Origin of the sequence: Providencia sp. 2.29 (assembly GCF_015832305.1) — a bacterium.
Lineage (GTDB): Bacteria > Pseudomonadota > Gammaproteobacteria > Enterobacterales > Enterobacteriaceae > Providencia > Providencia stuartii.
This window is the reverse complement of sequence record NZ_CP065420.1, coordinates 2389052-2405214: the sequence shown is the minus strand read 5'-3', so window position 1 is coordinate 2405214 and position 16163 is coordinate 2389052. Positions and strand designations below refer to the sequence as shown.

The window sequence follows — 16163 nt, the reverse complement described above, 5'->3', positions numbered from 1 at the left end:
CTATATGTCATTTTAAACAATTAAATAATTGATTTTGAAATCAAATGTCAAGCATTGTTTTATTAAAGAAATGAGGTGAAAAGTTTGATAGAAGGGAGGGAATTAGGAATAAATAAGTAAGGAAAAGTAATGATACAAACACATAAGAGCTACAACAAAATCGGTTATGAGCCTCTTCAAGCTGTAAATGAGCCTACCGAGCAAAAAACAACGCATTCTATAGCGCAGTTAACCGAGTGTATTAGCCAAAATACTGGATTGGTATCAAGCCATTTGCTCCCATTGCAGCAAGTTGCTAAGGAGCAAGATAGCATTATAGGCGTTCGGCCTGTAGACCGCTTTGCGACAGATTTAATTGCGGCGGGCTACCCGACAAAAAACTTTCATATCAAAGGTAAAAGTGCTTCATGGGGGGCTCAGGCAGGGTTGATTTGTGTTGATCAGCGTTTTAGTAAATTAGAAAACAAATCTGAAGATCTTATTGATAAATATAACGGTTTTATTCGTCGTTGTATTGAAAAAGGTCATGCTCGGCCGATTCCTCTTGAAATAACAGAGGAGCGATTACACACCTTACTGCAAATGGGAGCGATTGATAACCTTAGTTTAGAAAATTCACAAGGGGTCAAACAATTTACCGCGAAAGGGCCTAGTTTGAAAAGTTATCAATTTGAGGCCAAATGGGAGCCTCAGCAACAAAAGTACCGAATTTATTTTGAGAAAAAATATCTTCAAGTATTAGCACCTATTGATAGTTGCCTACCTATCACTGCTGATTATGATTTATTGTTAATTGGCCCACACATGAGAGATTTTGGTCATCAAGATATGCTCCCTGTACCCGATGTTGCCCATTCGGTATATCGCCAACGTGTTGAAAAGTATCAACGCTTACCAACAGATGCAAATTTGAGCCAAGCTTATAGAGATGAAAACCATTTTTATCAAAATGAAGACAGTGAAATTGGTAATGCATCACCACGAGTGAGAGAGATGATTTCTTTAATTAATCGCGCATTAGTGGGTGAGGCAGAGAAAGTCGTACATCACAGTGTTGATGCAACAAGTCCAGTGACGGATTTAGATGCTAATTTTCCAGCAACATTTGCTTTACCCAAAAAGATAGGGCGTTTTGATGAGTTATGCATCATAACGAATAAAGAAGAATTAGTTGAGTTGATAACAACGTCTAAAGCGGAGGGGTATCACATTAAAACTAATCCGTTATGGGAAAAAGAGTTACCCACGATCAGGCGGCCAAGTTTTGAATATGCGAAACGGAGGTTGTCGACAGTCAGTTTAAACTCAAAAATAACACATTTTTAAATGTTAATTTAAGTTAGTTTAAACAGAAAGTTAGAGTCATTTATCTCGTTCATTGTATAGGATGGTGAAAATATTTTTGACAGGAGAGCAAATTTCGATCTATATTTAATTCATTCAAATGAATTAAATGAGGTTGTTATGAAAAATAGAGTGATCCCAAACGCATTTACAATTAATGAGCGTGATAGAAGGTGGGGGCTTGCGCGCCAAATTATGCAAGCCAATGATCTAGAAGTATTAATGGTATATGGTGACAGAGAGTCTGCTGCACCAGCCCCATTTTGCATCGATCATTACTTTACCAATGACCGATTAGGATCAGTGGTTTTATTCCACCTTGATAAAGCGCCTGTCGTTGTCACGTTTGCACCTATGATGGTTGCTGATCATATGCAAGCTGCCATGCGTGGTGATATGCAGTGGATTGCGCCTGAACAAATCGTTGTTGGCAAAACAGGGCATAACATTGCACAAGTATTAATTGATTTAGGTGTATCTTCTCGTGCAAATATAGGCGTAATCGGTTTGGAACCATATCCCCCTTTTTATTTTGATGGTGCAATGCCGTTTAACACCTTAACAGGAATTAAAAAAAGATTGCCAAATGTCAATTTTGTTCCGGTATATAAACAGTTTTTCCAGCTCGCTTCCGTTAAAAGTGAAGAAGAACTTGAGCATATTAAGCATGCGGCCATGATCGGTGAAGCCATGAGCGAGGCCATGCGAGCAACCGCTATTCCAGGTAATACGGAAGCCGATATCGCTGCGGCAGTAACCTCTACATGTTTGTCTATGGGAGGATTCACCGCGGAAATATTAATGGGCTCAGGTCCTGAATATATCGGTTGGGGGCAACCTGCGTGGCAATACCGTTCGCAAAAGCCTCGTGAAATTCAAGAAGGTGATATTGTATTAACTGAGATATTTGCATTATATGGTATGTATGAGACACAGCACCAAGCTGCTGTCGCAGTAGGTAAGGTACATCCAAATATTGAAAAAGCGGCTGAAATTTCACGGGAATGTTATGAAATTGGCGTCGAATATCTAAAAGAAGGGGTCACCTTCGGCGAAGTTGTCGATAAAATGGAGCAACCATTATTAAGATCAAAAGGTTGGCATGTGCATCCTCTGATCCACAGTATTAACCCTTACGGGCCAATTGGTTTTGGTACTGCACCCGGTATTGAATCATTGCCGATTGCACAAAAATATCGTCAATTGGAGAGATTACCCAACCCAGGCAGAGAGTTAGTGCTAAAAGCAGGTATGACGTTTGCGTTTGAACCTAATTGTGCGTTTGGTTATCATTTATGTAATCTAGGCGGAACAGTTGTCGTTGGCAAAGAAAAAGGGATCGAATTGAACAAAAATTCCACCTATTTGATGCGAGCCGATATTTAACCCATAGGGCCACAGCGGGATATGACAGAGACCAATAAAAACACGCTTTCATCTGAGTCAACAAAAGAAAAATTGATAAACGAAGGGATCAAATTATTTGCTCTTCATGGAATTGCTGGAGTGAGAACCCGACAATTAGCAGATAATGCCGGGGTCAACCAATCAGCCATTCCTTATCATATGGGAGGAAAGCTGGGTGTCTATTCTGCTGTTATTCAAAAAATTGCCAATGACCTCGCGGCCGCTAGCAATACTCATGAATTTGACCGTACTTTTGCAGAGCTGACAGCGCAACATCCGATACAGACGGAACGGGCTAAAACATTACTTCATATGTTAATGGGGGGCCTTGGGCATGCTCTGCTGCTCCCAGAACACAATTATTACTCTGTACTGATCTTAAGAGAACAGCTTGAGCCGACAGAAAATTACGAAATTATTTATCGTGATTTCATCGAACCTTTCCATATGCGTTTATCAAGTTTGATTCAGTTTATCAATCAAGTTGATGAACAAACCGCAATTATTCGTGCACATGCACTTATTGGGCAGGTATTGGGTTTTGTCGTCGCTAAAAAACCGTTATTAAAAAGACTTAATCAATCCCAAATTACTCAGTCATTGCTTGATGATATTTTGCAGCAAATAGGTTTATTGGCTAGTCGAGCGCTACTTAGTGATTAACCTGTCATTCAGGGCGATAGGGATAAATTTAGGATATATAATGGCTGTTCTTATATAGTGCAAAAATGGTAGAGCCTAAGCATTTATATGTTCAATAAGTAAACGTTAGTATTGATGAGTATATAGTTTGATAGTCTACTTGTATCGTATTAGGTTACAAAATGGTGACCGTTAGGTTATAGGCAATAATCGAGGTTATTGTTACCTGTCCATGATCAATCATTTACCTACTATAATTCCCCTAAATTCTGATTAGTAGGTATAATAAAGTCCTCAGTTTAAGTCGCATTCGCTCATATTACGAGAAGAAAGCGATTTTTTAACTCGGTTACTGAGGGTATTCAGTCGTTTTATATTTTATCGTTACATCATGGAGTTTGGTTGTATGAGGCATTTTATTAGGATGGATCTTCCTCCTGAACCCATTATCAATGATAAATGTGTGAGGAAACGCCTCAAAAATAGTGTCTGTGATAGTTGTTCACAAGTTTGCCCTGTAGGGGCTATCTCTTTTGAGACGATGAATGCAACTATCGATAACCAGCTTTGTTACCAATGTGGGAACTGTTTGTTTTCATGTCCTGTCGATGCAATCGAAAATATCTCGCCGCATGAACGTACTTATCATAACAATCATCTGGTTATTAGCCACGATGAGCCTTTGGCAAGTGTGGAAGAGTTATTAGTTTGGCATAAGCAATACCAGATAAATGGGGTAGAAATTGCGGAGCCACTGGTAGAAAAATGGTTGCCGGTGCTGGCGGCGCTTAATATTCAGCTAAAAACGTTGCAAGAGCCTATTTGGCAGTTGGTAGTAACACAACCACCAGAAATTGATAGTGGCCGTCGCTCCTTATTCTTTCGTCAAAAACTGGATGAGAATCCATTAAATAAAGGGCAAGTGAGAACGGGTTTAAATGCCCGCAAACAACTCTATCCGCAAGACAGTTGGTTCCATATTGAACTTGATGTCTCAAGCTGTATTTTATGTGGTGCGTGTGCCAAAGTTTGCGATGAACAAGCGATCCTTATTGAAGAAAATCAATTTATCTTTGATGAAAAACGTTGTACTGGCTGCATGAGCTGCCAAGTGGTGTGTTTTCCAAAATCAATTGAAGTCAAATCCCAAGTCGCCAAAAATAACCAGCCTACGGTATATCACTACTATGATGCTCAGTGCGAAAAATGTCGATTGGCTTTCTTGTCTTGGCAGCCCAACGCGCATTTATGCCCGATTTGCGCACAGCATCAGAAGCAGGGATGGTTATAATAAAAAAGCGAAACGTGCTTTTTTATTTTTTCTTGGTTAGCGATCTATTATGAAAACTTCTTTATTCGATAGGTGATGAATAAGGAAGTTTGCTATTCCCCCTAGTAAGTATTCAACCCTATTAATTGCTGGCGTTAAGTCTGAATTTAAAATAGATAATATAGCACCAAGACAAAATTAATATTTTGTGTTGTTTTTTATTTTTTACTTTAAATTGAGTCGCTGATTATCATGATAAGAGAAAATGGATATTATCATGTTTGCTATTTGATTTTAAACATTAAATATCATTCTAACTAAATTTAGTGCTACTTTTCTATTTTTTATTAAAGGGGAACTATGAGTACTCAATTCAGCAGCGAGTCGGGTAATTTCTTAGGGAAGTTAAAGACAAATGTTGATGTCAGAACAGGACAGTTTCTTGTCAGCATACCTTTCGTTAATATTATTGCTAATCAGCGTTCTGGGCCAGATCTTGCTCTATCTGTATCCTATTCGCCACTGCAAGATGCTAACTATGGTTTTGGAAGAGGGTTTTCAATAGGGATAACGATGCTCTGTTTGCGTAATAATACATTAGAGCTAAGTAGTGGCGAAAGTTATAAAATAACACCAGGAACAGTAAATGTTATAAATAAAAGGCTTAAACACTTTATATTAAAATATACAAATAATATCAATAGTCATGATGGTTATACTGTTATTTGGAAGGATGGGAAATCTGAGAGCCTCACTCTTATCGGTGAGGATTATTATGTTACCACAAAGATTATGTCAGAATTAGGCCGTGAATTATCCTTATCATGGTCATGGAGTGGTGAATACCCATTATTAAAAAGGGTTAAAGACGAATTTCAAACACTTTGTGAAATAAACTACTCGCATTATGTTAGCATTCGTGTTTTTCCAGAAACCAATGATGAGTACTTAATAAAATTTTCATTAATTAATCATGAGCAACTTAACTATATTGCTTGTGAATATGCAGATAATGCGTTTATTTATTGGCGTTTTGGCTATGAGGCATTAACTGAAAGCAATAAGCATTATCTAACGCAAATTATTTATCCTACAGGACTGACTGATCAGGTCGAGTACAGTGAGCTGTTTGGTTTTCGTTTCCCAAGTAGCTCGGGTAAAACAGGGCGGTTACCGGTTGTTACATCATATATCATTAATCCAGGTTTTGGGCAGCAAAAAACGGTTAAACGCTACAAATATAGCGAGCATAATTTTTTAGGTTTTAATGGCGACTTTGGTGATTGGACGAGTGATAGTGATTATATTTATAAACTTTTAACAGACTATACTTATAGCTCTACAGAAACAATTTCTGATGGCAGCAGTGAAATTAAAACCACTCGTGTATTTAATAATTATCATCTGCAAATTAGTGAGGAAATAGAGCGAGATGGCTGTAAAACAAAAAATGAAATAGAATATTATGCTCAAAAATATACGCCTATTCATTTTCAGCCTGAACAGTTCCAATTAATGAAAACACAGGTTATCACGATCACTGATAACGAGGGTAACCAAAGAAAAGAGATTAGCGAATATGAATTTGATGAACAAGGCAATCAAACTTTACAAGTAACACCCGATGGCACTCGAGTGGTCACAACATGGTATAAAGCCGAAGGGGAGGAGGATTGTCCTGCCGAAGTTAATGGGTTTATTCGGTATATGAAAGAAAAAATCACTTACCCATTAAGCAGAAAGCATAATGAGCCGATTAATAAAATCTATTATAGATATGAAAATTTGGCGAATACCTCTATTGCAGTAATCGCAAAACAACTATTTTATTCAGATGAAATACTATTTAAGTGTCTCTCTTTCAGTTATTTTCAAGATGCTAAACGCCTAGGATATGGTACGCCATCATTAATTAGAAGTACTCAATATACTTTGGGTGAAAATTCACAACATTTCACATCCTATCAGCAATTTGATTATCAATTAAATGGCGATACTATTATAAAAAAGAATACAGATATTAGCTTTGATAATATCATTACCACCACCACTCAAACGATGTCGGTATTACGAGGCGTTGTACTTGAAGATATAAATCAGCTTAATGTCGTTCAAATTTATACCTATGATAAATTAGGACGCCCATCTTATAAAAAATCGGCAGTAAATACGCCTTATGAAACCTCAGTTTCTTGGAAATATTTAAAAATAGAGGAGGGGGTTATCACCATTGAAAAAGATAAATGTGGGAGTCAGTTTAAGCACTATTTTGATGGTTTAGGGCGGAAAATTCGTACAGATGTATTAGATGCTTATGATAGTAAAAAGTGGCATAAAATAGAATCTTGCCAATATGATGCATTTGGTAAAATAGTTAAACATTTGCAATATGATCACCATTTATCTGGCTTAAATACAGCCGAATTTATCTATCAAACGACGGCAAACTATGATGGCTGGGGAGAGGTTACCGCATTAACACAATCTATCGGCGTTACGGATATGATAAAGATAGACCCTATCGCCTTAACCAAAACAACATATCCTATCAATACAGAAGTAGCCTCAGCATCCCGCCACGGGAAAACGGTAATTACGCTGAATAAACAAAATCAGCAAATTGAATCTGAATATTTATTAGGTATCGATGGGAAGGTCGCTGCCGCCAAATATTATAAAAGTGACTCCCTTGGGCGCCTGTTAAAAATAACCGATGAGTTAGGGCACAGTATTGAGAACACTTACGACTGTTTTAATCGCATCGTGACTCAAAAATATGAAGATGGCACAGTGATCCATCGACAATACGCTCCCCATTCCCAGAATGAACTGGTGACGGCAATAATCGTTACTGATCGCTCCCAACAAATGTGGTTACTTGGTGAACAACAATTTGATGGCTTAGAGCGCCTAGTAAGTCAAACTGTAGGAGGAAGAACAACGCAATTTCAATATGAAAACGTTTATCCGGAACCCAGTGTAGTCATATTGCCTTCGGGAGAAAAAATTCACTTCGAATATATTCCTGAATTAGATTGTCTGACAAAAAAAGTGATGACGAGTGAAACGACACAGCAATTTGATTACGATGTAGCCACACAAAAAATAGTCTTTGCAAAATCGGAGAGCACACTCAATATAAATAAATTAAATCAACAAGGTGACTTAATAGAAGAGTATTTTTTGATTGATGACCAAGTGCGAAAAACACAATATGAGCGCACTGTTTTAGGGACCGTCGCCAAATATACAGATATTGATAACAATGAAACTCGGTATATATGGCGAAAAGACGGGCAAATAGAATCCATAATCGATGCAAATATCATCGTCACTTTTGAATATGATGAATTAGGGCGAACCGCTATCCGTAAAGCGAAAAGCACTAAAGCAGATGAATATGTAGAGATTAAATATGCTTATGATGAGTTTAATAAGGAAGTGACACGGGAAATTATTGATAGTAATGGTACGCATTTTATTATCAATAAAAGTTGGTTAGCAAATGGGTTACTCGCAACTCAAAACACATTTCGAAATACACGATTAATCCGCAGTGAGCAGTATCAATATGATGTGAGGAATCGTTTAACAAATTATTTTGTGCAAGGCAGTGAGCTTCCAAAAGATAGCACGGGAGCGAATGTTATCGAACAATTTTTTGAATACGATGCACTGAATAACTTGTGTCAGGTTGTGTCTGTATTTTCGGGGCAACAAGAAAATATCAGTACTTACCATTATGAAAATACGTTAGATCCAACTCAATTAACACGTATCACTCACTCTAACCCTCATTATCCTGCAACTGTTTTTACATATGATGCTTGCGGTAGAATGATATGTGATGAAGTAGGAAGAACATTAAAATACGATATGCTGAACCGACTCATGGATGTCAGCGTCAATGATTTAGTGAGTGCTAAGTATGGTTATAATGCCTCTAATCAACTCGTTAAACAGGAAACTCACGATAATGGCACCTATTATCTCTATTATCGTGATGATGAACTAGTTCATGAAATTAATACAAGCAAAAAGCAAAATACTCGCCTGATTAAGTCAGATCATGAGTGCTGTGCGGTGGTTGATGATAATCAACTGGTCTTTATGGCCGCGGGTCATAATGAAAGTGTGTGTTGGTCTCGTCATTCGAAAATGGAAGAAGGGGATACACATACATTTTTGCCCTATGGAGATAGTGAAATTAAAGAAAACACCTATGTGGCTTTTAATGGTGAAAGAAAAGATCCGCTGACTGGCGTTTATCATTTAGGTAATGGCTATCGTGCTTATAATCCAACGATTATGCGTTTTAACTGCCCTGATAGTTTAAGCCCATTTGGTGAAGGGGGGATCAATCCCTATGTTTACTGTAATGGAGACCCCATTAATTATACTGATCCTACGGGCCGAGCACCGGCGGCTGCTATAACTGGAATACTAGCCAACTTGGCATCTGCTTCGGCGAATATTGCATTTGCTTATATTACCTCATCATTTGCTTGGTTTGCCGGTACTACTTTTTTAACTGTGGCAGGCGAGGCACTCGGAATTGCTAGCATAGCGACCCATGATGATTCACCTGAAGCATCGAATCGGACATCAGCAAATTTGGGATGGGCTTCTATTGCACTTGGAGTGACTTCCGTTATAGCGACAAGTGGCATGTTTATATGGCGGCTAGAGAGAATGCCTATGCCAGCACCGCGTTATAGAGCACATTCTGTAGGAAACGGTCAAATTCAATTAAGAAGAGCCTCGGAAGTAGAGCATCACGACTTTTTTGCACGTAGAATGGGGCGGCGCGGCGCTATCGCTGGAGGGGAGGGAACAAGCGCAGAGAGTGGTATCTCATCAATGTCATCAAGACGCTCTTCTGTATCTTCTAATCGTGCTCAAGCAGGCTCTTTCGGATCTGATAGTGCACACTCTCATGATAGCGGGCTTTCTAGAGTTAGCCACTCGGGCGTTTCCTCTTCATCCCAAGAAGTAGAAATGATCCCCCCTTCAGCTAATAGGCGTTTAAGTGCAGAAAGTTTAGGCTCATTACAGCCAAGCCAGCAGTATGCTCAAGCATCAACTTCGCGTGCGGTTCCCTCAACATCGCGCAGTATGTATACAAATAATAGCCATATTGGCCAGCAAAAAATTAGTAATGACAAGTTAATGGGAGGAACAGCGAAAGTACAATTGGAGCGTGCGAGTGGCTATGTGACGTTGTACCCTGAAAATAGGGGGAACACACAGTTGAGTTTAATACGCCCTGATTTTGATATTTTCCGTCGAGCCTCATTTTAGTGAGGTTGAAAATATTTCAGAGATGAGTAATAAAGGAAAACAGTCGTTATTTGGCTGTTTTTTTATTTTTCTAAAGATACTAGAAATACTTTAAGAAGCTGATTTAATGCGTTTTGTTCGTCAGTGCTCAACCCCGCCACTAATCTTGATTGATTAGCGACATGTGCTTCAATCGCTTGGTTAATTAAGGATAAGCCATCATCGGTTAATGACACCAAAAAGCCGCGTCCATCTTCTGGATTAGGATGGCGTTTAACTAACCCAGCTTTTTCAAGTTGATCAATACGATTGGTCATTGTGCCAGATGTCACCATCAGTGTAGCCAACATATCACCTGGTGAGAGAGTGTATGGGTGACCCGCGCGACGTAGTGTCGCTAATACATCAAAACTAGAGCGGTTAAGGCCAAATTGTGCGAAAACCTTCTCCATTTCACGGGTGAGGTGGAGAACAATATTACCTAGTCGACCGATCAGCCCCATCGCGCTGATATCTAAATCAGGGCGTTCACGTGCCCATTGTTGAATGATTTTATCTATACGATCCATAGGCCAATCATGACAACTATTTATCTTGACGTCAAGTTAGTTTAAAACTATCTTGATATCAAGATAAATGAGAAGGGTTTTATGATGAACCGATATACGGCTTTGTTATTAACGGCATTAGCGCCGATTGTTTGGGGAAGTACCTATTTGATTACTACTGAGATGTTACCATCGGGCTTCCCGCTAACATTGGCAGTATTAAGGGCATTACCTGCGGGATTGCTATTATTGATTTGGCTGCGTAAATTACCTCAAGGGATTTGGTGGTTACGAGTAACGCTATTAGGGATTTTAAACTTCTCGCTGTTTTGGTGGCTCTTGTTTGTTGCTGCCTATCGTTTACCCGGAGGCGTCGCGGCAACAGTAGGGGCGATACAACCACTGATTGTATTATTCTTAAGTTATTGGTTATTGAAAAGCCCACTTTCCGCATTGTCTATAGCCTCGTCTTTTGCAGGGATTGCGGGTGTTGCAATATTATTATTGACCCCTAATGCTGCACTAGATTTAACGGGAGTGATCGCGGGTATCGCCGGCGCTTTTTCAATGGCGGCAGGTACCGTGCTGAGTCGTCGTTGGCAGCCACCGGTAACGCCATTGATATTTACAGCATGGCAATTAACTGCTGGCGGGATCGTTTTATTGCCATTCGCTCTGTGGTTAGAGCCTTCATTACCATCATTAACGGTTATTAATATGATAGGGATAAGCTATCTGACTTTAATTGGTGGCGCATTGACTTATGCTTTATGGTTTAGAGGACTTGCCTTGCTTGGCCCAAGCGCAGTCGCTTCTTTAGGGTTTTTAAGTCCAGTTAGTGCTGTCGTATTAGGTTGGGTAGTATTAGATCAGAGCTTAAGTTTATTACAGCTTTTAGGTATGGTGGTGATATTAGGCAGCGTATGGACAAGCCAACAATCAGAAAAACGATTAGCACAGCGTAGATTACAGCAGCTAGCATAACTAGCTAAACGACGTAGTATCTATGTGGCATAAAGGGTAAGTTGCATATGAAACTTACCCTTTAATGTTATTTGAAGATAATGAAGCTAACGAGCGTAGTTCTGCTTAATGACCCGTCCGTCAGACAAAATGGCTTTTAACGATTGTGGAGGTAAATCTTTAAATACTTGCTTAGAAAAATTGGCCATGATTATTGAGCCATCACTGAAGCGAGTTTCTTGTACCCAGCCTTGATTATCAAGCCATTGAAAGCCGACCATTTTTTGATCCCATAAAGCCTCGTGTAGTGGCCGATAAACACTGTTAGATTTCATCATGGCGGGGAGGCGCTGGTGAAGGGTGCTACGGCTTAAATTGTATAAAGGCGCGGTATTATATAACTGGCTGAGTAACTCTCTCGTTACCTGTACTTCGGGGAATTTGAGGTTATCAAAGGTCCAGTGATGAGTACTAATAATAGTATCATGGAAGACAGCTTGGTACATTGGGAGACGCCAACGGGGATCAAATACAACGGTTAAATAAGGTTGTTTTAATTTTGCTTGTTTAAAAAAGGTCGCTGGTTCACTTTCAGGCCACCAGGCACCTAAATAGTAAGGAGAATGCTTATCTTTATGGATACTAGGATCGCCCCAACCAAAACCCCACGTTTCCATCCCATGGGCAAACATTAAATGCTTTGCTGTTAAGGCATTGCCATCTTCAGATCCTAAAGGAATTCTAAGGTTTTTTTCAATCCACTGCATACGTGCATTACGGGCGTGTGTCATTTGCTCTGCACTTGTGCGATTTTCTGGATTATAGTCATTTGTTACCATCGCTGTACCATCGACATCAAGGAATAAACTATTCGTTGATGAAAGCTCAAGTAATTTTCTGATCCTATCTTGTGAATAACTTAACATGCAGCCTGGATTCAGGTAGTAACCTTTGCCACTAAACCCAGCTAATTTGGTGCCTTTTTCCTGCACAATGGCGCATTTTTCGCGTAATTCGTTGGTGACTTGAGCGGTAAGCCATTGGTCATTTGTACCAACAGGGATCCCGGTATCATAGGAGTCATAACTGCCAATTAAATAACCCAGCTCAATGGCTTGTTCAACTGCTTGAGGCTGATAAAAGGTTACGGTCCAATTATCAACTCCTAACCAAAGTTTATCTAGTCCTCTAATGTTGAGCTGGTTAATCAGTGGAATTGATAAACCTTGCCCCCAGTTTTCGCTTGCGATTAACCATGGCCCTAACTGCTGTGTAACAACTTGCTTTATTTTTTGTGCTTGTAGCTTCTGAGAGTATAAAAAATCACTATCGTCAGGTGTTTTTTGATTAGGAACGATACGCTTGAAGGCTTCATTCAAAGCTCCAACTAAGTATGGTTGCTGCCATTTTTCAGGCGGTGAGAGCTTAATCTTTTTGAATGCTTCTTGCGCTTCTTGTTCTAGTGCATCCCAAATAGACTGACCATTCGGAGATTGTAAATATTGGCTTAACCCTTGCCAATCTTTAATATCTTGCTGATCAAGCAACCCTTTACCCCATACATAAATGTGAGTCGCACCAATTAGCTTTTGTCCATCGGGGATATCCGCGAATTTTTCTCGTAATGTTTTAATTTCACCCTTTGATTCTAAATATTGGCGGTAAGCGAAAGCGCCATCCAATGGGGTATCGCCAATTGAGAGTATTACATCAAAGGGACGGTTTAGATTAAATTGGTCAAAGACATGACGAGCAGACATTTTCAGCTGTTTAGATTGGGTCGTAAAATCAATCTGATTACCAAATGGATTTGCCATTAACCAGCTATAAACGTGTTTTTGCTGTTGGCCCCATAATGGGAGTTTAAGGTCATAGTTAGTATCAATCCCATTTTGTTCATTGATTAAATACTGTTGCCATATGGGATTGTCAGTGGGGATGTGACTGCCTTCACCTAACGGCAAATATAGCGCTGAAACTGTGATAGGAGATTGATACCAAAAGAGTTGTTGAGTTTGTGTTGTGGTAAAGCGTAAATGAAGTTGTTTACCTTCAAGATGAGCCGTCACTTCCATCTGTTTATCTGGCCAATACCACTTGGCGCTATCTGCACCCGAGTTAAGCTTTTCAACAGGGGTATACTGAGTGCCTTCATTAATGATCTCATCTTGATAAGTCATTTTTAAGGTTTCGGGTTCAATGGCGATAGAAAAATCAGTATTTTCTAGCGTTATGCCGTGAGCGATTGAGCTAATAAATAGTAGGGCTACGGTAATTTTGCAGGAGTATTTGGTCATTTAATTATAAACTCTACTTTTATAAAATATTTTAATGTGATTAATGAAATTCTAACTTGAGCGAAAAGAAATCAAAATCAGATTTAAGTATAGATAAAAACTCGAATTAATCGCGTTAAGTTGAATATATTGGCTAATCAAATTATTGCTTATTAAACAATAACTGTGACATTAATCGTCGATGTCTGCTGTTAATATCGGCCGGAATGTTTGAAATGATTAATTTTTGTTTACCAATAATGGGAGAAAAGTCGGGATGTAGTACTATAAGAAACGAGAAAATAGCTTGGTATACCTGTGCTTAATCGCTTTGAACCATCAGATTAAAAAGCAATGATAATGTAGTTTTGTGAGAAGCGGATCACTCATCACCGGTTATACTATGAACGTTATTTAGTTAATTTGGATTGAGGTGAATATGCTGTTTTCGGATGAAGACAATAGGTTGTTAATTGCCGAAGATGCTTTCTTATTAAAAGGTTTTTTATTAGGGAATGGGCAGGCATTGATATCAGCACTTGATGAGGTGGTAGAGCAATCACCTTTTCGATATATGGTGACACCGGGTGGATATGGTATGTCAGTGGCGATGACCAACTGTGGCCCTTGGGGATGGGTAACTGATCATAAAGGTTATCGGTACCAAAAGAGTGACCCTGTCACAAATAAGCCTTGGCCCGAAATGCCGACAATTTTTATCGAATTAGCAAGGAAGGCCGCTGAAATGGCTGGTTTTTATCATTTTTCACCAGATGCATGCTTAATCAATCGTTATTCTGTTGGGGCAAAATTATCACTACATCAAGACAAAGATGAAATGGATTTTTCTCAACCGATCGTCTCTTTTTCTCTAGGGCTACCTGCAACATTTGATTTTGGTGGCTTAACTCGTGAAGCGCCCAAGACAGCACTACTATTAGAGCATGGTGATGTGGTGGTTTGGGGGGGGAAATCTAGGCTAAATTACCATGGCGTACGTAGCATTAAAGCAGGATGCCATCCGGTTTTAGGGGAATTTAGAATCAATATCACTTTTCGGCGTTGCCAGTAAAAAAGGACGTCGCTGATAAGCTAATAATGTCTATACAGATAAAAAGAATATAACCCCTTATTTTGCTCATAAATTTTTGTTGTAATAATTTTAAAAACTACTTGAGAAAGTTTAAACAGCATTAAAACGACTGATGTCGTTCAGGCTATTGAAGATTGCTGTGTATCCGAATATAAATAGTGCTATGAAAAATATTAGCAAAAACAGCACTGGGAATAATGATGTACAGTTTTCAAAATGATTATAATGAAATAGCACACCCCGCAGTCATGAAAGCGCTAAATGATTTAGTTGGAAGCCGTTTTGATGGTTATGGAACAGATAAATATACTCAACAAATTGCGGAGAAAATTAAGTCTAGAATAGGGCGTACAGACGCAGATATTCACTTTTTTAATGGTGGTACGATCACCAATTTAACAGCCATTTCCCATGTCTTGCGTCCACATCAAGCCGTAATTGCCGTCGATTCTGGGCATATTGCGACCCATGAAACAGGGGCTATTGAAGCAACAGGCCATAAGGTCATCACCGTTAGCTCAGACTCCGGTAAACTTGAACCAAAGCATATTCAGGCGGTACTTGCCGAGCATAGTGATGAGCATGCAGTACAACCCAAATTAGTCTATATCAGTAACTCAACAGAAATAGGTACTGTATATCGTAAATATGAACTTCAGGCTCTAAGGGAGGCCTGTGATCAATATGGTTTGTGGCTATTTATGGATGGGGCGCGTTTAGCATCTGGATTAATGTCGAACAAGAGTGATTTAACAATCGAAGAAATCGCTCAAATGACGGATATGTTCTATATCGGTGGAACAAAAATAGGCGCTTTTTCAGCAGAAGTATTGGTGCTTTTAAATCCTGCACTTCAGTCTGATTTCCGCTATACCCTAAAACAAAAAGGCGCTTTGCAAGCAAAGGGTTGGTTGTTGGCAGCACAATTTGATGCACTGTTTAGCGATGACCTATTTTTTCAATTGGGGGCATATGTTAATGATAAAGCGACACAGCTAGTGAACCTTTTTGAGGAAAAAGGTTTTGGTTTCCTTGCACCACCAGAATCTAATCAAATTTTTGTGGTTTTACCTAACGAACTTGCGACTAAATTGATGTCTCATTACGTATTGCGTAAGATTTGTGAGCCTGAGGCAGGGAAAAGCTGTTTGCGCCTTTGTACTTCCTGGTCAACAACTCAGGAAGATGTTGATAGATTTATTTCAACATTTAACTCATTAATTTAATAGCAATTTATCAACCCCGAAATTAAATTTGGGGTTGATATGCTTAATGCTATAAGAGCGAATGGAGTTAGTTTGTTAGCTTAGCACTCATAGCGTAATAGGAAATAAGCTTAA

The 16163-nt window shown here is 39.1% G+C and carries 10 protein-coding genes; 8 read left to right on the top strand and 2 right to left on the bottom strand.

The window, feature by feature from the left end; all coding sequences use genetic code 11:
• The first annotated feature begins 129 nt into the window (after positions 1-129).
• The 5 genes from I3B46_RS11040 (at position 130) to I3B46_RS11020 (ending at position 9964) form a co-directional block, all read left to right on the top strand.
• Entirely contained in the window at positions 130-1326 is a 1197-nt protein-coding gene (locus tag I3B46_RS11040) for an anthrax toxin-like adenylyl cyclase domain-containing protein (RefSeq protein WP_040133136.1), read from the top strand.
• A 138-nt stretch (positions 1327-1464) separates the two neighbouring features.
• A complete protein-coding gene (locus I3B46_RS11035) occupies positions 1465-2730 on the top strand; it encodes a M24 family metallopeptidase (protein ID WP_004919852.1) in 1266 nt (421 codons plus the stop codon).
• A 21-nt stretch (positions 2731-2751) separates the two neighbouring features.
• Positions 2752-3414 (top strand): CerR family C-terminal domain-containing protein, encoded by a 663-nt coding sequence (locus tag I3B46_RS11030; protein ID WP_014658371.1) that lies wholly within the window; start codon positions 2752-2754, stop codon positions 3412-3414.
• Between the two features lie 385 nt (positions 3415-3799).
• On the top strand, positions 3800-4684 hold the full coding sequence (locus I3B46_RS11025) for a 4Fe-4S binding protein (protein WP_040133138.1): 885 nt from the start codon (positions 3800-3802) through the stop codon (positions 4682-4684).
• A gap of 339 nt (positions 4685-5023) precedes the next feature.
• Positions 5024-9964 carry an RHS repeat-associated core domain-containing protein gene (locus I3B46_RS11020; RefSeq protein WP_104873484.1) on the top strand — a complete coding sequence of 1647 codons (4941 nt, stop codon included), beginning with the start codon at positions 5024-5026 and terminating at the stop codon, positions 9962-9964.
• A 62-nt stretch (positions 9965-10026) separates the two neighbouring features.
• Here the strand turns inward: I3B46_RS11020 and I3B46_RS11015 are convergent, their stop codons facing one another.
• A complete protein-coding gene (locus tag I3B46_RS11015; protein WP_104873485.1) occupies positions 10027-10512 on the bottom strand; it encodes a MarR family winged helix-turn-helix transcriptional regulator in 486 nt (161 codons plus the stop codon).
• An 81-nt stretch (positions 10513-10593) separates the two neighbouring features.
• Between I3B46_RS11015 and I3B46_RS11010 the strand changes: the two genes are divergently transcribed.
• Positions 10594-11475: an EamA family transporter gene (locus tag I3B46_RS11010; RefSeq protein ID WP_395756071.1), complete on the top strand. Its 882-nt coding sequence runs from the start codon at positions 10594-10596 to the stop codon at positions 11473-11475.
• 86 nt (positions 11476-11561) lie between these two features.
• Here I3B46_RS11010 and I3B46_RS11005 read toward each other — a convergent pair whose 3' ends face one another.
• On the bottom strand, positions 11562-13751 hold the full coding sequence (locus I3B46_RS11005) for a glycoside hydrolase (RefSeq protein WP_036940279.1): 2190 nt from the start codon (positions 13749-13751) through the stop codon (positions 11562-11564).
• 418 nt (positions 13752-14169) lie between these two features.
• Between I3B46_RS11005 and alkB the strand changes: the two genes are divergently transcribed.
• Together alkB and I3B46_RS10995 are read left to right on the top strand one after the other, a co-directional pair.
• Positions 14170-14802, top strand: a complete 633-nt coding sequence (gene alkB, locus I3B46_RS11000; protein WP_004919878.1) for a DNA oxidative demethylase AlkB — start codon at positions 14170-14172, stop codon at positions 14800-14802.
• Between the two features lie 221 nt (positions 14803-15023).
• Positions 15024-16049 (top strand): threonine aldolase family protein, encoded by a 1026-nt coding sequence (locus tag I3B46_RS10995; RefSeq protein WP_151207842.1) that lies wholly within the window; start codon positions 15024-15026, stop codon positions 16047-16049.
• The last annotated feature ends 114 nt before the right edge of the window (positions 16050-16163 follow it).